This is a genomic window from Flavobacterium sp. PS2, assembly GCF_046250155.1.
GTDB lineage: Bacteria > Bacteroidota > Bacteroidia > Flavobacteriales > Flavobacteriaceae > Flavobacterium.
Window position 1 is genome coordinate 4,236,804 of the sequence record NZ_CP176426.1, and the last position, 16,663, is coordinate 4,253,466.

At 32.7% G+C, this 16,663-nt stretch carries 12 protein-coding genes and 4 tRNA genes; 10 read left to right on the plus strand and 6 right to left on the minus strand.

The window, feature by feature from the left end; genetic code table 11:
• Positions 1-2: 2 nt before the first annotated feature.
• Positions 3-605, minus strand: a complete 603-nt coding sequence (locus ACJ6WR_RS18715) for an NAD(P)H-dependent oxidoreductase (protein WP_039117384.1) — start codon at positions 603-605, stop codon at positions 3-5.
• Between the two features lie 150 nt (positions 606-755).
• On the minus strand, positions 756-1,742 hold the full coding sequence (locus ACJ6WR_RS18720) for an aldo/keto reductase (RefSeq protein ID WP_409416114.1): 987 nt from the start codon (positions 1,740-1,742) through the stop codon (positions 756-758).
• 120 nt (positions 1,743-1,862) lie between these two features.
• Here ACJ6WR_RS18720 and ACJ6WR_RS18725 point away from each other — a divergent pair, with 120 nt between their 5' ends.
• Positions 1,863-2,705 carry an AraC family transcriptional regulator gene (locus ACJ6WR_RS18725; RefSeq protein ID WP_039112821.1) on the plus strand — a complete coding sequence of 281 codons (843 nt, stop codon included), beginning with the start codon at positions 1,863-1,865 and terminating at the stop codon, positions 2,703-2,705.
• A gap of 205 nt (positions 2,706-2,910) precedes the next feature.
• Here ACJ6WR_RS18725 and ACJ6WR_RS18730 read toward each other — a convergent pair whose 3' ends face one another.
• From ACJ6WR_RS18730 to ACJ6WR_RS18740, 3 genes are all read right to left on the minus strand, one after another.
• Positions 2,911-3,855 carry a DUF6985 domain-containing protein gene (locus ACJ6WR_RS18730; protein ID WP_409416115.1) on the minus strand — a complete coding sequence of 315 codons (945 nt, stop codon included), beginning with the start codon at positions 3,853-3,855 and terminating at the stop codon, positions 2,911-2,913.
• Positions 3,856-3,953: 98 nt separating this feature from the next.
• A complete protein-coding gene (locus ACJ6WR_RS18735; RefSeq protein WP_039112820.1) occupies positions 3,954-4,715 on the minus strand; it encodes a C40 family peptidase in 762 nt (253 codons plus the stop codon).
• A 66-nt stretch (positions 4,716-4,781) separates the two neighbouring features.
• Complete coding sequence (locus tag ACJ6WR_RS18740) at positions 4,782-5,960, minus strand: acetyl-CoA C-acyltransferase (protein WP_086895074.1); 1,179 nt, start codon at positions 5,958-5,960, stop codon at positions 4,782-4,784.
• Positions 5,961-6,199: 239 nt separating this feature from the next.
• Here ACJ6WR_RS18740 and ACJ6WR_RS18745 point away from each other — a divergent pair.
• The 8 genes from ACJ6WR_RS18745 (at position 6,200) to ACJ6WR_RS18780 (ending at position 13,948) form a co-directional block, all read left to right on the plus strand.
• A tRNA-Ser gene (locus ACJ6WR_RS18745) sits at positions 6,200-6,283 on the plus strand.
• Positions 6,284-6,301: 18 nt separating this feature from the next.
• Positions 6,302-6,376, plus strand: a tRNA-Pro gene (locus ACJ6WR_RS18750).
• A gap of 30 nt (positions 6,377-6,406) precedes the next feature.
• Positions 6,407-6,480 (plus strand) — tRNA-Arg (locus ACJ6WR_RS18755).
• Positions 6,481-6,597: 117 nt separating this feature from the next.
• Positions 6,598-6,671 (plus strand) — tRNA-Arg (locus ACJ6WR_RS18760).
• A 303-nt stretch (positions 6,672-6,974) separates the two neighbouring features.
• Positions 6,975-8,726: a tellurite resistance TerB C-terminal domain-containing protein gene (locus tag ACJ6WR_RS18765; RefSeq protein WP_409416116.1), complete on the plus strand. Its 1,752-nt coding sequence runs from the start codon at positions 6,975-6,977 to the stop codon at positions 8,724-8,726.
• Positions 8,723-10,036 (plus strand): ATP-binding protein, encoded by a 1,314-nt coding sequence (locus tag ACJ6WR_RS18770; protein ID WP_409416117.1) that lies wholly within the window; start codon positions 8,723-8,725, stop codon positions 10,034-10,036. Before ACJ6WR_RS18765 ends, ACJ6WR_RS18770 begins: the two co-directional genes overlap by 4 nt.
• Positions 10,036-12,165, plus strand: coding sequence for a DEAD/DEAH box helicase (locus ACJ6WR_RS18775; protein ID WP_409416118.1), 2,130 nt, complete (start codon positions 10,036-10,038; stop codon positions 12,163-12,165). The genes ACJ6WR_RS18770 and ACJ6WR_RS18775 overlap by 1 nt, the downstream gene beginning before the upstream one ends.
• A 505-nt stretch (positions 12,166-12,670) precedes the next feature.
• Positions 12,671-13,948, plus strand: coding sequence for a RidA family protein (locus ACJ6WR_RS18780; protein ID WP_409416119.1), 1,278 nt, complete (start codon positions 12,671-12,673; stop codon positions 13,946-13,948).
• A 156-nt stretch (positions 13,949-14,104) separates the two neighbouring features.
• Here the strand turns inward: ACJ6WR_RS18780 and ACJ6WR_RS18785 are convergent, their stop codons facing one another.
• Positions 14,105-16,045, minus strand: coding sequence for an oleate hydratase (locus ACJ6WR_RS18785; RefSeq protein ID WP_409416120.1), 1,941 nt, complete (start codon positions 16,043-16,045; stop codon positions 14,105-14,107).
• A 270-nt stretch (positions 16,046-16,315) separates the two neighbouring features.
• On the opposite strand from ACJ6WR_RS18785, the gene ACJ6WR_RS18790 reads away from it, so the two are divergent.
• Positions 16,316-16,543 carry a hypothetical protein gene (locus ACJ6WR_RS18790; protein WP_409416121.1) on the plus strand — a complete coding sequence of 76 codons (228 nt, stop codon included), beginning with the start codon at positions 16,316-16,318 and terminating at the stop codon, positions 16,541-16,543.
• Positions 16,544-16,663: the final 120 nt, after the last annotated feature.

Below are 16,663 nucleotides of genomic sequence, written 5' to 3' on the forward strand. Positions count from 1 at the left end.
ATTTATATAGTTTTAAAAAGTTGTTCTAAATGTGTAGTATATTCCTGCTTAAAGATACCAATATTTTCTGCAGTAGCGCCTTTTTCGACATCATGAAAATGGAATCCGTCTAATTTTTCCATTCCTACAAATTTATTCATTTTATGAAAACCAAACATTACTCCATCATCTACAGATGTTTGTTCGAAGAATTCTCCAGGAAGTGTAAATGCTGCTGCGGGAGCATTCCAACTTGTGGTTAGCATATATTTACGCCCATGCAAAAGTCCGCCAGTTCCGTAATTAATGTCTGGATTTGTTCTGGTTCTACCGTCACTTTTGTAAATTCCTTTATTGTGTCCTGCTGTAAATACGTCGTCGATGTATTTTTTGAAACCATTTGGTACCTGAAACCACCAAACGGGTGTGTGATAAATGACGACATCTGCCCAAACGAATTTTTCAACTTCTTGATCCAGATCGAATTCTTGTTTTATATCGGTTGTTTTTATTTCGTAGTTTTTACTTTTTAGGTATTCGATTGTCCAATCGGTAACGGTTTGATTGAATCTTCCTCCTGAATGAGCAAAATTTTGTCCGCCGTTAATAATAAATATTTTTTTCATCTTTTAATCTTCTAATTGCATTATTGGTTTTGTGTGAGGGGGAGTAGCGGTATCCTTTTATTTTTTTTCTTTAAAAAAATAAAAGATTTAGCGGATGACCCGACCCCGCTTTCGAGGTTTCGAGAGTGCGGGGTCACACCCAAATTTTTTTTATTTTGTTTTTGAAATTGCCTGATTAATAAAATCAAGTTCTGATGCTGATAAATCGAAATCCATTGCTTTTGCGTTAGAAATTGCTTGTTCGGCATTTCGCGCACCTGCTAAAACTATTGTAATTCCTTTTTGTAATGTTGTCCAACGCAAAACTAATTGTGCTAATGTTGCATTTTTGGCATTGGCTAATGAGCTTAGTTCTTCGACTAGTGTTTTTACTTTTACGAGGTCGAATTGGTTAAAATATCCATTACGATGGTCGTTGTCTTTTAGTTTACTATCGGTAAAATATTTTCCAGTAAGCAATCCTCTTTCCATTGGGCTGTAAGCAATAATACCAATGTTTTCAGCAACTGTTAGCGGAATCAAATCGGTTTCGATACTGCGATTAAGCATGCTGTATGATACTTGATTTGATGCTAATTGTATTGTTTTTTGTGCTTCTTGAATTTGAGCTGTACTATAATTACTAACTCCGGCTGCTCTTATTTTTCCTTGTTGGATTAATAGTTCCATGGCTTCCATGGTTTCGCTAATGGGTGTTGTTGCGTCTGGCCAGTGTATTTGTAATAAATCGATATAATCGGTCTGAAGGCGTTTTAAGCTTTCTTCGACTTCTTTTATAATGTTATTTTTGGAAGCGTATTTATATACGGGAATTTGTTTTCCGTTGTCTTCGGCATCAAAAAAGAATTCTCCTTTTCCGTTGTTGCTTCCGTCCCAAACTAGTCCAAATTTAGTTAGTAGTTGTACTTTTGTTCTGTCTTGTGTTTTTAGGGCTTCGCCAATCATTTCTTCGCTTAATCCAAATCCGTAGAATGGAGCGGTGTCTAATGTTGTTACTCCATTATCGATTGAGGCGTGTATTGATGCTATTGAATCTTTCTTTTCGTTTCCGCCCCACATTGTACCGCCAATGGCAAATGCGCCGTATGTAATTGCTGATAATTCGAGTTCTGTATTGCCTAATTTTCTATATTCCATGATGTTGTATTTTGATGCTTAAAATTTGTTTGGCAAAATTATACTGTTTTTAAGACTGTTAACTTGTATATATTTGTGTTTTTTAGGTATATTTGCAAACTGAATTAATTAAGCGGTATTATGAAGAAAGAAAATTTATACGAACCTTTTACGGTTTCTTTTGAAACGCTGGATGAATATCCTGATGTTGGAGACCGTCATAATTTCTTTGAATTGGTTTATATTTTGGAAGGAACGGGTTCGCAATGTATCAACAAAAATATTTTTGAATATGATGCTGGACATATGTTTTTACTAACTCCTGAGGATTGCCATAATTTTACGATTGAGACTAAAACAAAGTTTTTCTTTTTGAGATTCAATGATATTTATTTGAAAAATTCTAGTTTGCAGAATGAGAATATTCAGCGTTTGGAATATATTTTACAAAATGCCAATCATCAGCCTGGTTGTATTTTGAAAAATGATGCTGATAAATGTTTGGTAAAAGTGATGATTGAAGCTATTTGTCGTGAACATCAGGATAAAGATGTTTATAACAAGGAGTTGATTCAGCAATTGGTGAACACTTTAATTATTATTGTTGCCAGAAATATTGCGAAGTATTTGCCGGAGCAGGTAAATATTGGATGTGAGGCTAAAGCAATGGATATTTTGCAATATATTCAGAATAATATTTACTATCCTGAAAGAATAAAAGCGGAATCGCTAAGTGAGTATTTTGGGATTTCGAATACGTATTTAGGACGTTATTTTAAGAAACATGCCAATGAAACCATGCAGCAATATATTAGTAATTATAAAACGAAACTCATAGAACATCGCTTGCAGTTTAGTGATAAACGCATTAACGAAATTGCGTATGAATTTGGTTTTACGGATGAAAGCCACTTTAATAAATTCTTTAAAAAACAAAGAGGGAATAGTCCTTCGGAATTTAGAAAAGTGATACGTCTTAATTAAATTGTCTATAAAGGAACGCAGATGACACGGATTTACAAAAAGTAAAGACGCTGATTAAAACGGATTTTTTTAAACAATGATAATTCTGAAGTTTCGGTATGGGTGAAAATCAGTTTTAATCCGTGTTTTCGCCTTAGCGAATCTGTTTAATCTGCGTCCCTTTCGCAAAGTGGTAGATAGGAATTATAAGGATTAAAAAGATTTCTTAGTTTTTCTTTAAATCTTCTTCTGCTGACCAAGTTGAGAATGCTGTGTCTGCACCGCCTATTTCTATTATTTTGTTTTTATGTGTCATTACGCCCAATCCGTGTTCCTGATCCCAAGAACAAGAAAACATATAACCAATGTATGGGATATCATCTTTAAATACTGATGTTATATAAAAAGTAGATGGAGATAATAGATCTGCGAAATCTTTTATTTGAGATATATCTGGCATGAAATCTTGTTTTTCATCCTCTGGATAATCATAGATTTCTTGTAATTCGGGGTATTTACTTAAAAGCTCAGAAAGAATGCTTTCTAGAATTCTGGTCTGATTGTTTTGTAAATATTCGATTCCGTTATTGTGCTCTGTAGAATGTTCTTCAATTTCATCTGAATCCTCGTCTAATATAACGTAATCTAGTCTTTCTTCGTTTTCACTAAAAAATAACTGCCAATCTTTTAGGTTGATAGTGTTGTAATAGATTTCATCATCTTGTTCTTTTTCCGGAAGTTCTTTAGGGTTTTCAAGATGTTTATTGAAAAACTCAAAACAAAATGGTGCTCTGGTAAATAGATATTCAGGGTTTTCTTTATAGGATAAATGAAGGTATTCTAATGCTTTTTCTTCGTTTCCGCATTCTAAACAACATTCGCCATTATAATAATTGTTTATATAATCTGGGTGTTTTTGTGATAGGGAATGAAGGTTCATCATATCCAGCCATCTTTGCATATTATTATAGTCTTGTAATCTTATATATTCATTTATCATCCTGCCAATAAAAATACTTCCCTGCTGGATGTTGTATTTTTCATCGTCAGCCTGATGCCATTTCTCTTCAATATAATTAATTAAATCCTGAGATGTTAATGTGTTTTTCTTCAGTGAATACTTATCTAAAAAATTATCAATTTCTGCAATTATTTGGGATGCGTTTGACATTCTAATTGTTTTAAGTTTAGTCTGATTTTTGTACGTAAGTTACTTAGGCTATGTATAAACTAGCTATGAAGTTTCTGTAATTTGTAAAGGAAGAAATATTAGATAATCTTTTTGATAACACGCAGTTTATGAGTGTGTCTGTTTGTTTCGGGATTGTAAATTCCTAAATGGTCTAAACGGTCAATTCGTACTTTTCCACTGGCGTGAATGATGTAGTTGTTGTCCATGATTATACCTACGTGCGTGATGTTTCCTTCTTCATTGTCAAAAAAGGCTAAATCGCCTGCTTCGCTTTCTTCAATAAAACTTAAAGGAGCTCCTTCTAAGGCTTGTTGCGATGCATCGCGTTTAATTTTATATCCGTTTAACTTGTAAACCATTTGTGTAAAACCAGAGCAATCTATCCCAAAAGGAGTTTTTCCTCCCCAAAGATATGGTGCATTCTGGTACATAAAAGCGGTGTTTATTAAACTTTTCTTAGGTTTTATGCCGCTGGTTTTTGTGCCTTCAAATTCAAAATTTGAAGTGTTTATCTCGCTATTATTCAGAAAGGTTAGTGATGCACCAAGCGGAATTGGTAATAATAAATTATTTGGTGATGTGATATAGTCGATTAAATCGGCATTTAGTATTTGTGCATCCGAAGATAGTAAGTTATAATTTGCCTCGGATATTATTTGGTATTGTTTGGAATCGACCCAACCTTCGTAATCGTCGAATTGGATTTTAATTTTAGACCATTGATTTTGCTGTTCCAGAATCTCAAAGTGTTCTCCAAATAAAACTTGGGTAACGATTTCGCTTCTATCACTTGGTTCAAATCGAACAGGCACTATGGCTAGATTACAAATTCCGAACATTTAAGGTGTTTTATGAGTTAAGAATCAGGAGTTATTATTATGCAATAACTCCTGATTGATATTTATTTATGCTCTTTCGATAACAATTGCCGAAGCTCCACCACCACCATTACAAATAGCTGCAGCACCAATTTTGGCATTGTTTTGTTCTAAAACATTGATTAAAGTTACGATAATTCTAACTCCTGAACAACCTAGTGGATGTCCTAATGAAACGGCACCACCATTTACGTTTACTTTATCGTTATCTAGATCTAATATTTTTGAATTTGCTAATCCAACAACTGCAAAGGCTTCGTTGAATTCGAAATAATCTACATCGCTTATTGAAATCCCAGCTTTATCTAATGCTTTAGGTAATGCTTTTGCCGGACTTGTTGTAAACCATTTTGGTTCTTGTGCAGCATCGGCATAGCCTTTTATGTAAGCAAGCGGTTTTAAACCTAATGCAATTGCTTTTTCTTCTGACATTAATACTACAGCAGCTGCACCATCATTTATTGTTGAAGCGTTTGCAGCAGTTACAGTTCCGTCTTTGGTAAAAACAGCATTTAATGAAGGGATTTTGTCTAACTTAACATTAGTGTATTCTTCGTCTTTTGATACGATTATCGGATCTCCTTTTCGTTGTGGTACGGCAACTGGAACAATTTCTGAATCAAATTTTCCTGCGTCCCAAGCTTTTGCACTTCTTTCGTATGATTGAATAGCAAAATTATCTTGTTCCTCACGGCTGATGTTATATTCAGACGCACATAAATCAGCGCAAACTCCCATTGCGTTGTTATCGTAAGCATCTGTCAAACCATCTTTTTGCATTCCGTCAACCATTGTAGTTGGACCAAATTTAGTTCCGTTACGCATTTGTACGTAATGTGGAATCAAACTCATGTTTTCCATCCCACCAGCAACTACGATTTCGGCATCGCCACAAGCAATTGCCTGAGCACCTAACATTACTGCTTTCATTCCTGATGCGCAAACTTTGTTTACAGTTGTACAAGCTACTTCATTAGATAATCCAGCAAATATAGCTGCCTGACGTGCTGGAGCCTGACCAACTCCTGCCTGTACTACGTTACCCATGAATACTTCATCAACTAAATTTGGGTCTAATTGTATTCTCTCTAAAGCTCCTTTAATAGCGACAGCACCTAATTTTGGGGCTGAGACTGTAGATAATCCTCCCATGAAACTTCCGATAGGGGTTCTAACGGCAGAAACAATAACAACTCTTTTGTTCATTTTCTGTGTGATTTAGTTAATGAAGCAAATTTAATCTTTATTTAAACAAATTCAAATTTTGTGTGTTTTGATTGTGTTTTTAAATTATTAGTAAAATTTATATAATTCTATTTGTTTGATAGTGAAGTGCTTTTGAAAAAAGATGAAAAAATATTGAAAAAAGTCTCCGAAATACTTGTGAGATACGGAATGATGTCTTAGATTTGCAACCGCAAAACAGAACACGTTTCTTGAGCGTTGGAGAGGTGCCAGAGTGGTAATGGAGCAGTTTGCTAAACTGTCATCGAGTGATCGGTGCCAGGGTTCGAGTCCCTGTCTCTCCGCGATTAAAATTTTGCCTTCGGGGTGTAGCGTAGCTCGGTTATCGCGCCTGCTTTGGGAGCAGGAGGCCGCAGGTTCGAATCCTGCCACCCCGACTAAAACTTTCCATTAGTTTTAAAATAAATGGAGGCATAGCTCAGCTGGATAGAGCACCTGCCTTCTAAGCAGGCGGTCGAAGGTTCGAATCCTTCTGCCTTCACACTAAAACCCGCTAAATTAGCGGGTTTTCGGTTAAAATACAAGGACGTATAGCTTAGCTAGATAAAAGTATGCTTATTTTGAATAAGTTAAGTCTAGGTTAAGTTAGAAATAAAATGGAGGCATAGCTCAGCTGGATAGAGCACCTGCCTTCTAAGCAGGCGGTCGAAGGTTCGAATCCTTCTGCCTTCACGAAAAACCACTCAATCGAGTGGTTTTTTTGTTTTTGATACTTTCTCAATTCTTACTTGTTTTATGATTTACTAGTTTTTTAGATTATTATATATTTTACAAGTTTAATATATAAAAATTATTGTTTTAAAATATTCATAATATTTTAACAAAATTAAAATTGATATTAAGTTGATAAAAACAAGTATATTTAGTTCATTATAATTTTGGAATGGTATTTTTATACGATCATAAATTATGGGTTTCCGTAATAAAGTGAAAGTTAAAATACTAATATTTGATAATATTTAAAATTCAGAATATATGGATAATTCAATTATCGATGTCACTGGCGAATACTATAGCCTTTCTAATAATTTATCGAGAAACTCTAATGTTCCGTATTGGGGACATCAATATGTATATTCCTATTCTGAAATTAACTCTGCAACGAGTCAGCAGCGTGTTTTTTATAAAACTTATAAATTTAATTTTCTAAACAATATTTATACAAATCTTGAAGGCAATAATAACTATGCGTTTATTTTGCTTTTTGATCTTTTAAATGAATATGAAAATCACAAAAATACTATTCGTCTCGAAAAACAATTAAAAGAGTTAAGGATTTACCATCCTAAAACTAAATCATATTGTATTTCGTATTTGGTTAAAAAATTGCTAGAACACAATCTTCATAAAGATGTGGAAAGAATAAGGAAAGAAGAAAATTACTATGATGATTATTCAGGATATGATTATTTAAAATTAGGCGCTCAATTTAGAGCCAAACTGGATTTAAGTGATCAGGATGTAGAATTGCTAAACAAGCTATGGAATCCGGAAAACAACTTTTTCAGTATTGAATTTTGCGGACTTGAGGTTGTCAAATTTTATTTATATGTAGTTAAAAAGTTAGAAGAAAAGTATGAAAAAGAATCATCTTCCTTAAACGATGAACTTGATAAAGTTGCCGATAGTATAGCTTGTAAACATTATAATTATCGAAAAGGAAGTAGTAATTATAAATACTCTATAGAGACAATTGTTAATGAACTTCATTCTAATATTTTTAAATACTGTGAAAACGTTGTTCGAGAGAATTTTGGGCATAAAAGAAAACTGAATGTTGATTTACAATATACTTCTGATTCGATTACTGAAGAATATAATAATCGAATAGTTTTACGATTAAAAAAGATAATGCAAGTTTACCTTCCTACCATAAATGAGCCAGATGAAAAAACAGATGTTGAACTTAATGCACAAAATACAACTCGTTGGAAAATAAAATTTGATGAATTGGTGAGTAAGTATAACAACGATTCAAAAGCATTTACTCAGAAGATTATCAATTTGGGAACTCAGAACAAAAATAATCCATCTGTTGAGAATATTTTTTATGAAGCTTCAAAGTTTATAGCAAGTCATGATAAAGAAACTGCACTTAATTTATACGTTTATTATATTTACTATGATCTCAATTCGGTAAAATTTGATAATAAGCAATTAAATATAACAACTCAAAAAAACCTGTTTAAAACTACTGAACAGTTGAATGATTTTCAGGTTATTATTAATCATTTTGTACAGGATAAAGACTTAGAAAAAGCATTAAAATCGATTCCAGCTGTATATGCAGCAAAGAGAAAAAAAATACAATTAGACAGACAAGCTATTCAGGAAGTACATGATAAACATTCTGGGACTGTTGAACTACTTAATGAATATTTACGTGATGAAGAGGATATACAGGAAGTTGAAAAACTACATATGGATAATGAGATTTTCCTGCAAATAATTCCTCCGTCAGAACAGATTCAAACAAGTTCTTTTGAAGATTCAATTAATTTTACAAAAATTCAACAAGAGATTTTAGATATTTTTTCAAAAGCAAATCTTTCTATTCTTCAGGCTGATTTTGAAATAGTAGCAAGATCAAAAGGAATGTTTAAGAATCAACTGATAGAAAGTATTAATGAAATTTGTTATGAAACATTAGATGATGTTTTAATTGAAGAAGATGAAGAATTTTACATTATAAACGAAACTTATTTTAACCGAATATTAGCAAAATGATAGAGAACATTAAACCAAAAGAAGCCACAGCAATTATTAACTCATTAATCGGAGGCGTAGTGCCTAAAATTGGTGTTCAGCATATTACCGTTGGACGTTCTGAAGAAATAAGCGCATTTGTAAATGCGCTAGAAGACGTGAAAAATGGACATAGTATGGTGAAGTTTTGGATTGGTGATTTTGGATCTGGAAAATCATTTATGCTCCATTTACTAAACACTGTAGCACTAAAACAAAAGTTTGTAGTTACAAATGCCGATTTTACGCCTGACAACAGGCTTTACTCCAATGACGGGAAAGGTGTTGCGCTATATTCAGCTATAATGGATAATATTGCAATCCAGACTAAACCTGAAGGCGGAGCATTACCTACTTTAATGGAAAAATGGATAGAACAGGTAGTTTTAAAAACGGCTCAGGATAATAATATAGGAATAGAGAATATAAGAGATGAGAAATATTTAAATCTCATTCAAAACAACATAATGAAAACCATCAATGAAATTACAGAAGTTGGAGGTTTTGATTTTGGAACTGTTGTGATGAAATATTACGAGGGTTATATTAAAGATGATGAACAATTAAGACGAAATGCTTTAAAATGGCTTAAAGGTGAATATCATACAAAAACGGAAGCAAAACAAGATTTAGGAGTAAGAGAAATAATAAATGATCTGAACTATTATGACATGCTTAAAAACTTCTGTAAACTATTTGTAAGCATGGGGTATAGCGGTTTTATGATTAATCTTGATGAAGCAATAAATCTTTATAAAATTTCAACATCAGTAATGAGAGAAAAAAATTATGAGAAGATTTTGAGTATTTATAATGATTGTTTTCAGGGAAAAGTGAGTAATTTATTTTTCAATTTTGCAGGAACAAAAGAAGTTCTTGAAAATGAACGACGAGGTTTATTCAGTTATCATGCTTTAAAATCAAGATTAGAAAGTAATAAATTTGAAACTGCTGAAATTAGAGATTTTGCACAACCAGTAATTAAATTACTTCCACTGGATCATAATGAAGTTTTTGTATTACTCAAAAAGCTAAAAGCAATTTTTGATTACAATTATAAAGTAACAACAAATATTTCCGACGATGATATACAGAATTTTATGGAAGAAATGTTTAATAAACCAGGCGCTTCAGAGTTTTTAACTCCACGTGAAGTTATTAGGGATTTCTTAAATATTCTAAATATAATCAGACAAAATCCAGATTTAGACAAAAACAAATTATTTGGCGACATCGAAATTTCGGACGAAAGACCAGATACTGTTTTAATTGATAGTATTGAAGAATTATAATGTCTTTTGAGCTATTATCAGAACCCATCCGAAAATACATTCGCGATAAACGATGGGAACAATTGCGTCCTATTCAAAATGCAGCAATTACGAGAATTTTAACTACAGATAAACATTATATTCTAGTATCAAGAACTGCTTCAGGAAAGACTGAAGCAGCCTTTTTACCTGTTTTATCTCAAGTAAATTTTAATGAACAAGGAGTTCAGGTTTTATATATTTCTCCACTTATCGCCTTAATAAACGATCAATTTTTCCGCGTTGAGGAATTGTGTAAAAACTTAGAAGTCAATGTTGTAAAATGGCACGGAGAAGCGAATAAAACTTCAAAAGAAAAATTAGTAAAAGATCCAACAGGAATTGTTTTAATGACACCGGAATCTCTGGAAGCCATGTTTGTCAACAAACCTCATAATGTAAAGCATATTTTTTCGAATCTCAAATTTGTTATTATTGATGAGATTCATTCTTTTATTGGATCAGGAAGAGGGATACAATTAAAATCTCTTTTATCCAGATTACAGCATGTAAATGAAAATAATTTTAGAATAATTGGTCTGTCGGCAACTTTAGGAGATTATGAGGAAGCAAAGAAATTTGCGGGTAATAGTTTAGAAACTGTAGTGCTGAGAGACAGTGCATCAAAAGAAATCGAAGCCAAGTTTAAGTATTTTGAAAGAGAAACTGGAGAATTACCTTTAGGTCTTTTAAAAGATTTATATAAGGAAACTAAAGATAGTAAAGTCCTTATTTTTCCTAATAGTAGAGGACTTGCAGAAGAAGTAGCAGTAAAACTGAAGAAAATTTCTGAAAAGGTAAATGGACATATAAATTATTTTTCACATCATTCTTCAGTTGACAAGGAGGTTAGAGAATATGTAGAATCTTTTGCTAAAAGTAATAACAGACAAAATTTTTGTATTTCTTGTACTTCTACATTAGAACTTGGTATTGATATAGGCTCTGTTGATGAGGTTGTGCAAATCGATGCAACATATAGTATTGCATCTTTAATACAGCGTATTGGGAGAAGCGGACGTAGAGATGGTGCCAAAAGTTTTCTATTATTATACGCAACAGATAGCTGGAGTTTACTACAATCACTGGCTTGCTGGCATTTATATAAAGACGGTTTTATAGAACCCAAAGAATCAATGGGATTTGCGTATGATCTGTTACTACATCAGGCATTATCGATTACAAAAGGACATTCGGGCATTCGATATATTGACTTGGTTACACTTTTAAAGCAAAACTTTGCATTTAATGACATAGAAGTCTCTGATATAGAAAAAATCTTAAATCATTTGATTGATATCGATTTGATGGAAAAATTGAGAGACGAAGTAATAATAGGAATTGAAGGTGAGAAAATAGTAAATCACAGGGATTTCTACAGCGCGTTCACTCTCGAAGATAATTTTAAAGTGGTAAACGCTGGGATCAAAATAGGTGAAATTCCGTTGAGTCCGCAAATTATAGAAAATGAAAATATTTTACTGGCGGCTAAAATATGGAAGATTATGTTTGTTGATCTCAAGTCAAAAAAAATTGAAGTTATACCAACAAACGATGGCAAAAAGCCCAAGTTCTCTGGAGGTGGTGGAATTGTGCATGCTGCTATTAGACAAAAAATGTTTGATATACTTTATCAAGATGAGATTTATGCTGAACTCAATGATGAATCTGCAGACATATTAGATGAAATGAGAAGTGATTTTTCACCTTTTGCTATTAAAAATATGGAATCAGAAAGACCATTGCTAGTTTCAGATAAAAAACTCGTATTCTATACTTTTACAGGAACAAAGACAAACAGAACATTAGAATTTATTTTTAATGTTTTAGATATAAAAAACTCACTAGAAGATAGTAATAGTTCATTTGATATTTATCTTTCTAAAGATGATTTTTTATCTAAATTAAATTTTTTAAACGCTAACGTACAGGTTGTTGATAAACTTATAACCGAAGAATTAGAAATAAATCCAGAATCATTAGTCATTTCTAAATGGGGGATTTATCTTCCAGTTAAATATCAAATTGAATGGATGAAACAAAATTATTTTGATATTAAACAAACGCAAGAGTTCTTGCTTAATATCAATAGTATTGTTACAAATCTATAGGTTCTCATGCTTTGATGATAATTTTTAAATGAGATTTTGTACAAATATTCTATATAAATTAAAGGAGGAAAAGAGATTGAGATTAAATTAAAACATATCATATTAAGTTTAAAATATCAAAGATTACGAATTCTTTCTATAAAGTACATAGAAAATATTTCAAATTATAAAGGTTCGAATCCTTCTGTCTTCACACAAAAAAACACTCAATCGAGTGGTTTTTTTATTGGAAATAAACGAGCGTATAGTTCAGCCAGATAGAGTATCCCAATTTCTAATCCCGATTAATTAGTTTTTCATTGATTCACTTTTTTTTACTTTCTAAAAAAAAGAAGCTATAGATATTTATCCATTATTGAAAGCCTCAGAATTCTGTGTTTGCAAGAAAGTCCTATGGTTATATTTTTATGTCTTGCCGTGAATGATTTTAAATTGGAATCAGAATAATTTTGATTTAGCTAAAATTTTAAAGCTAAATTATTAATTAGATAAACATATAGACAAAATGATTTCAAATAAAGAAAATTCATTGTTAGCAAAGAATACTGAAAATGCTCCAAAAAGTATTGGTTCATATTCACAAACAGTTGCTTTTTCTCATTACAATAATCTTTCGGCTCAATTACCAATTGATCCAAAATCGGGCAAATTGGTAGCTGGTGGTGTAAAAAAACAAGCTGAACAGTGTTTTAAAAATATCAAGGCAATTCTAGAGAGCATCGACCATGTTATGAGTGATGTGGTTAAAATCTCTGTATTTGTTACCAATATCAAAGACATTGCTGTTGTAGATGACGTTTATAAAGCATTCTTCCCAACTTATGTTCCTACACGAACTGTAATTGCTGTTGCGGCTTTACCTATAGATGCATTGGTACAAATAGAAGCACTTGTTTCAAACGGTGAGGGGACAATTCCAAATGCGCCACAAGCAGGCAATCTTATTAAGCTTGTAAATAATACTGCAAATGCACCAATATGTACTTTATCTACACAAACGGTGTCATTTTCTCATTACAATAATCTTTCGGCTCAATTACCGATTGATCCAAAAACGGGTAGAGTGGTAGTAGGCGGTGCAAAAGAGCAAGCGGGACAATGCTTAAAAAATATTAAAGTAATTTTAGAAAGCATCGATGTTCCTTTTGATGATATTGTCAAAATTAATATCTTCCTTAAAAACCTTTCGGATATTGAAGCTGTAAATGAAGTTTACACAACATTTTTCCCAGATTCTGCTATTGCCAGAGCTGTAGCTTATGTTCCTGCGCGTACAATAGTCGCAGTTTCAGCTTTACCTATGGATGCTTTGGTACAAATTGAAGCAGTAGTGTCACACGGTGATGGTACGCCTCCGCAAGCTATTGAAGATAGACATGGAATCGTTATTAAGGCAAACGATACCGAAAATGCACCAAAGAGTCCTTTGTCTACACAAACGGTAGCGTTTTCTCATTACAATCACATTTCAGCTCAATTACCTTTGGATCCAAAATCGGGTGAAATAATATCTGGCGGTGTAAAAGAGCAAGCAGGACAGTGCTTAAAAAATATTAAGGTAATTTTAGAAAGTATTGACCATGTTATGGACGATGTGGTTAAAGTAAATCTATTCCTTAAAAACATTGAAGATATTGATGCTGTAGATGAAGTTTATAGAACATTCTTCCCAAGTGGTATTCCTGCACGAAGAACTGTAGGTGTATCAGCTTTACTTAATGATGCGTTAATCCAAATTGATGTAGTTGTAGCAAATGCAGAAGGAACTCCTCCAAAAGCATAACAGAGATTTATTTTATAAAAATACGTAGTTCACCCGAAAGACCTTCTTGATTAAAATTGGGTGGGTTTAAGGTTCGAACCCTACCGTGGTCACAAAAAAATCCTCAAAATTTTTGATTTTGAGGATTTCTGTTTTTATATGAGTTTTAAATGACTATTAGCCTTTTACGCCTTTTAACCAATCTTTAAATTTGCTTACTTGTTCTGTTATAAAAGACTCATGTTCTTCCTCTTCTTCTTCAGTAACAGGTAAGATGTGTTCAAAGTAAGTTCCTTTTAGTACTTTACGCAATATGCTTTCTCCTAAAAATGGTTTATTGTCATTTAGTGTTTTTGTCGCTTTTAGCAAATGACGAATATCGTATTGTAAAGGATTGATATCGGGTACTTGTTTGTTTAAATTCAATAATTCGTAAACGGCTATTCTTGCTGTTCTTACAGAACTTTCCATTGTAAAAACTACATCATTGTTGGTTTCTACAAACTGTCCTATTAACCCAAGATTTTTACATCCTTCAGGTACTACTCTTGGACGGTCTCCTTTGGCTCTAGGCATAAACATCGAAGTAATATAGGGCATAAAAGCTGTACGTACGATGGTGTTTTTAATTACATTATCTAGCTCATCGATAATACCTGTATGGTAACATAATTCGGCAAGAATTTCATCTCCTGTACATTGTGGCATTTTCTTTTTAATGTAATTTCCTTCCTTGTCCATAAACAATGCATAAACCCAAAGTACTAAAATATCATCTGGTTGCTCAGGGAAATGAGGTTGTCTGTTACATGTAAAACTCATTAACCAATTAGAATCTGTAATAGTAATAATTCCTCCGGTAACTGTTTTTCCTGAATATGGATCATTTACAGAATACTCCTTTAGTTTTTCTACTAATGCAGAAGGCTTACAAGTTAAAGTAACTGATTCCCAAGATGATTTTTCGATATTACTACAGAATTTTTCCGGATTACCAAAAACGTTAGATTTTGCAGCAAGATTCTTCCATAGTTTCCATCCTCCACTTTTTCCACTAGTATTGTTGTCTATCGTTATGATAGGAGCTTTTTTGTTATCACCATAAAAGGTGTCTTCTGTCATAGATCCTGTAGTTACAATTACATAATCATCTTTTTCAACTGGGATAATGATTTCTTTGTCGTCTTTTTCTGTAATAATTCCTTTTACTACTTTTCCATCGGTATTGATATGGATATCGAGGTCGTTTATGAGTGTATTAAATTGAATACTAACTCCTTTTTCTTGTAGAAATTTGCGCAAAGGTGTTACAAAGGTGTCGTATTGGTTGTATTTTGGAAATACTAAAGATGATAAGTCGTTCAATCCATCAATAGCATGGAGGAAACGATGCATATAAAGTTTCAATTCAAGTAAGCTATGCCAGTTCTCAAAGGCAAACATAGTACGCCAGAATGTCCAGAAGTTACTACTTAAGAAAGATTCACTAAAATAGCCTTCAATGGTTATATCGTCTAGTTCTTCTTTTTTCTTTAGCAAAAGTTTGATAATGGCTAACTGGTCTTTTTTGTTTAGACCGAATTTGCTAAAATCTTTTATTTCACCTTTGTTATGTATAAGTCTAGCTTTGGAATAATTTGAGTCATTGTCGTTTATTAAACGGTATTCATCCAGAACAGTATATGGAGCAGGCATTTCTAGAGCTGGAATGTCTTGGAATATATCCCAAAGGTTTTCATAAGTCATGTCCATTTCCCGACCACCTCTAATGATGTAACCATCTTTAGGATTTCCGGCACCATCTAGTGAGCCTCCATCAATAGGTAATTGTTCTAGAAATATAATGTTTTTTGCGGGAACTTGTCCGTCACGAATAAAGTAATAGGCAGTTGCCATACCAGCTATTCCGCTACCTATAATATAGACTTTACTGTCTTTATAGGATTTCGTTGGTATTCCTATGTTACGTTGATAGTTTCCAATTTGATCTGAAAACGGCATGGACTTTTCTGGAGTATTACGTTGCTGCTCTTTGCTAGAATCGGGTTCATGATTTACTTTCCCTTTTTCTGTAGAGGCATTTAAAATTTTATCGAATTTAGATGTGATTCCTTTCATTTGATTGTTATTTTAAGAATCAAATAAAGTTAAGTGTTTTCTCCTAAAAGACAATATGAAATAAGGTTTCTCTTTCGTTAAATTTAAGCTTCTCTTCTTTTCGAATAGAACATAATTGGGCGTTTTACAAAGTCAGCTAAGGATTTGATTAATCTGATTGATATAGAAAGGATTAGCGATTAGCGGCATATCTGCCTATTTTGGATAGTCGTCTTTTATTTTATCCATCTATCGACGATAACTTTAAACATTTCTTTGTATGCTTATGAGATGGCGGTTGAAAAAGAAGATTCGAGAGAGAAACAAATTGAAGCATTGATAAAATCAGTTGACTTTACACAACAACTTTTAGAATACAGTTCGGCTACCAATTATACGGATGTACTGACTTCTGAACAAAATCTTTTGGCCGCACAATTGAGCGGAGTAAATGATAATTTACAAAAGTTACAGGCAGTTGTCGATTTGTATCGCGCTTTAGGAGGTGGTTGGAAATAAACAATTAATTCAATAATATAATAAAGGTCAAAATACGAACTCGCTAATTTAGCGAGTTTTGGTTTTTGTAAATCTTCGTAACAGTATCGTTTTTCTGACAAGAATTGTTTAAAGATTACC

Coding starts and splice junctions, on each gene's coding strand:
- ACJ6WR_RS18740 (WP_086895074.1), bottom strand. CDS start 5,960: ATGAACAAAAGAGTTGTTATTGTTTCTGCCGTTAGAACCCCTATCGGA.
- ACJ6WR_RS18720 (WP_409416114.1), bottom strand. CDS start 1,742: ATGGAATATAGAAAATTAGGCAATACAGAACTCGAATTATCAGCAATT.
- ACJ6WR_RS18735 (WP_039112820.1), bottom strand. CDS start 4,715: ATGTTCGGAATTTGTAATCTAGCCATAGTGCCTGTTCGATTTGAACCA.
- ACJ6WR_RS18785 (WP_409416120.1), bottom strand. CDS start 16,045: ATGAAAGGAATCACATCTAAATTCGATAAAATTTTAAATGCCTCTACA.
- ACJ6WR_RS18780 (WP_409416119.1), top strand. CDS start 12,671: ATGATTTCAAATAAAGAAAATTCATTGTTAGCAAAGAATACTGAAAAT.
- ACJ6WR_RS18725 (WP_039112821.1), top strand. CDS start 1,863: ATGAAGAAAGAAAATTTATACGAACCTTTTACGGTTTCTTTTGAAACG.
- ACJ6WR_RS18790 (WP_409416121.1), top strand. CDS start 16,316: ATGGCGGTTGAAAAAGAAGATTCGAGAGAGAAACAAATTGAAGCATTG.
- ACJ6WR_RS18775 (WP_409416118.1), top strand. CDS start 10,036: ATGTCTTTTGAGCTATTATCAGAACCCATCCGAAAATACATTCGCGAT.
- ACJ6WR_RS18770 (WP_409416117.1), top strand. CDS start 8,723: ATGATAGAGAACATTAAACCAAAAGAAGCCACAGCAATTATTAACTCA.
- ACJ6WR_RS18765 (WP_409416116.1), top strand. CDS start 6,975: ATGGATAATTCAATTATCGATGTCACTGGCGAATACTATAGCCTTTCT.
- ACJ6WR_RS18715 (WP_039117384.1), bottom strand. CDS start 605: ATGAAAAAAATATTTATTATTAACGGCGGACAAAATTTTGCTCATTCA.
- ACJ6WR_RS18730 (WP_409416115.1), bottom strand. CDS start 3,855: ATGTCAAACGCATCCCAAATAATTGCAGAAATTGATAATTTTTTAGAT.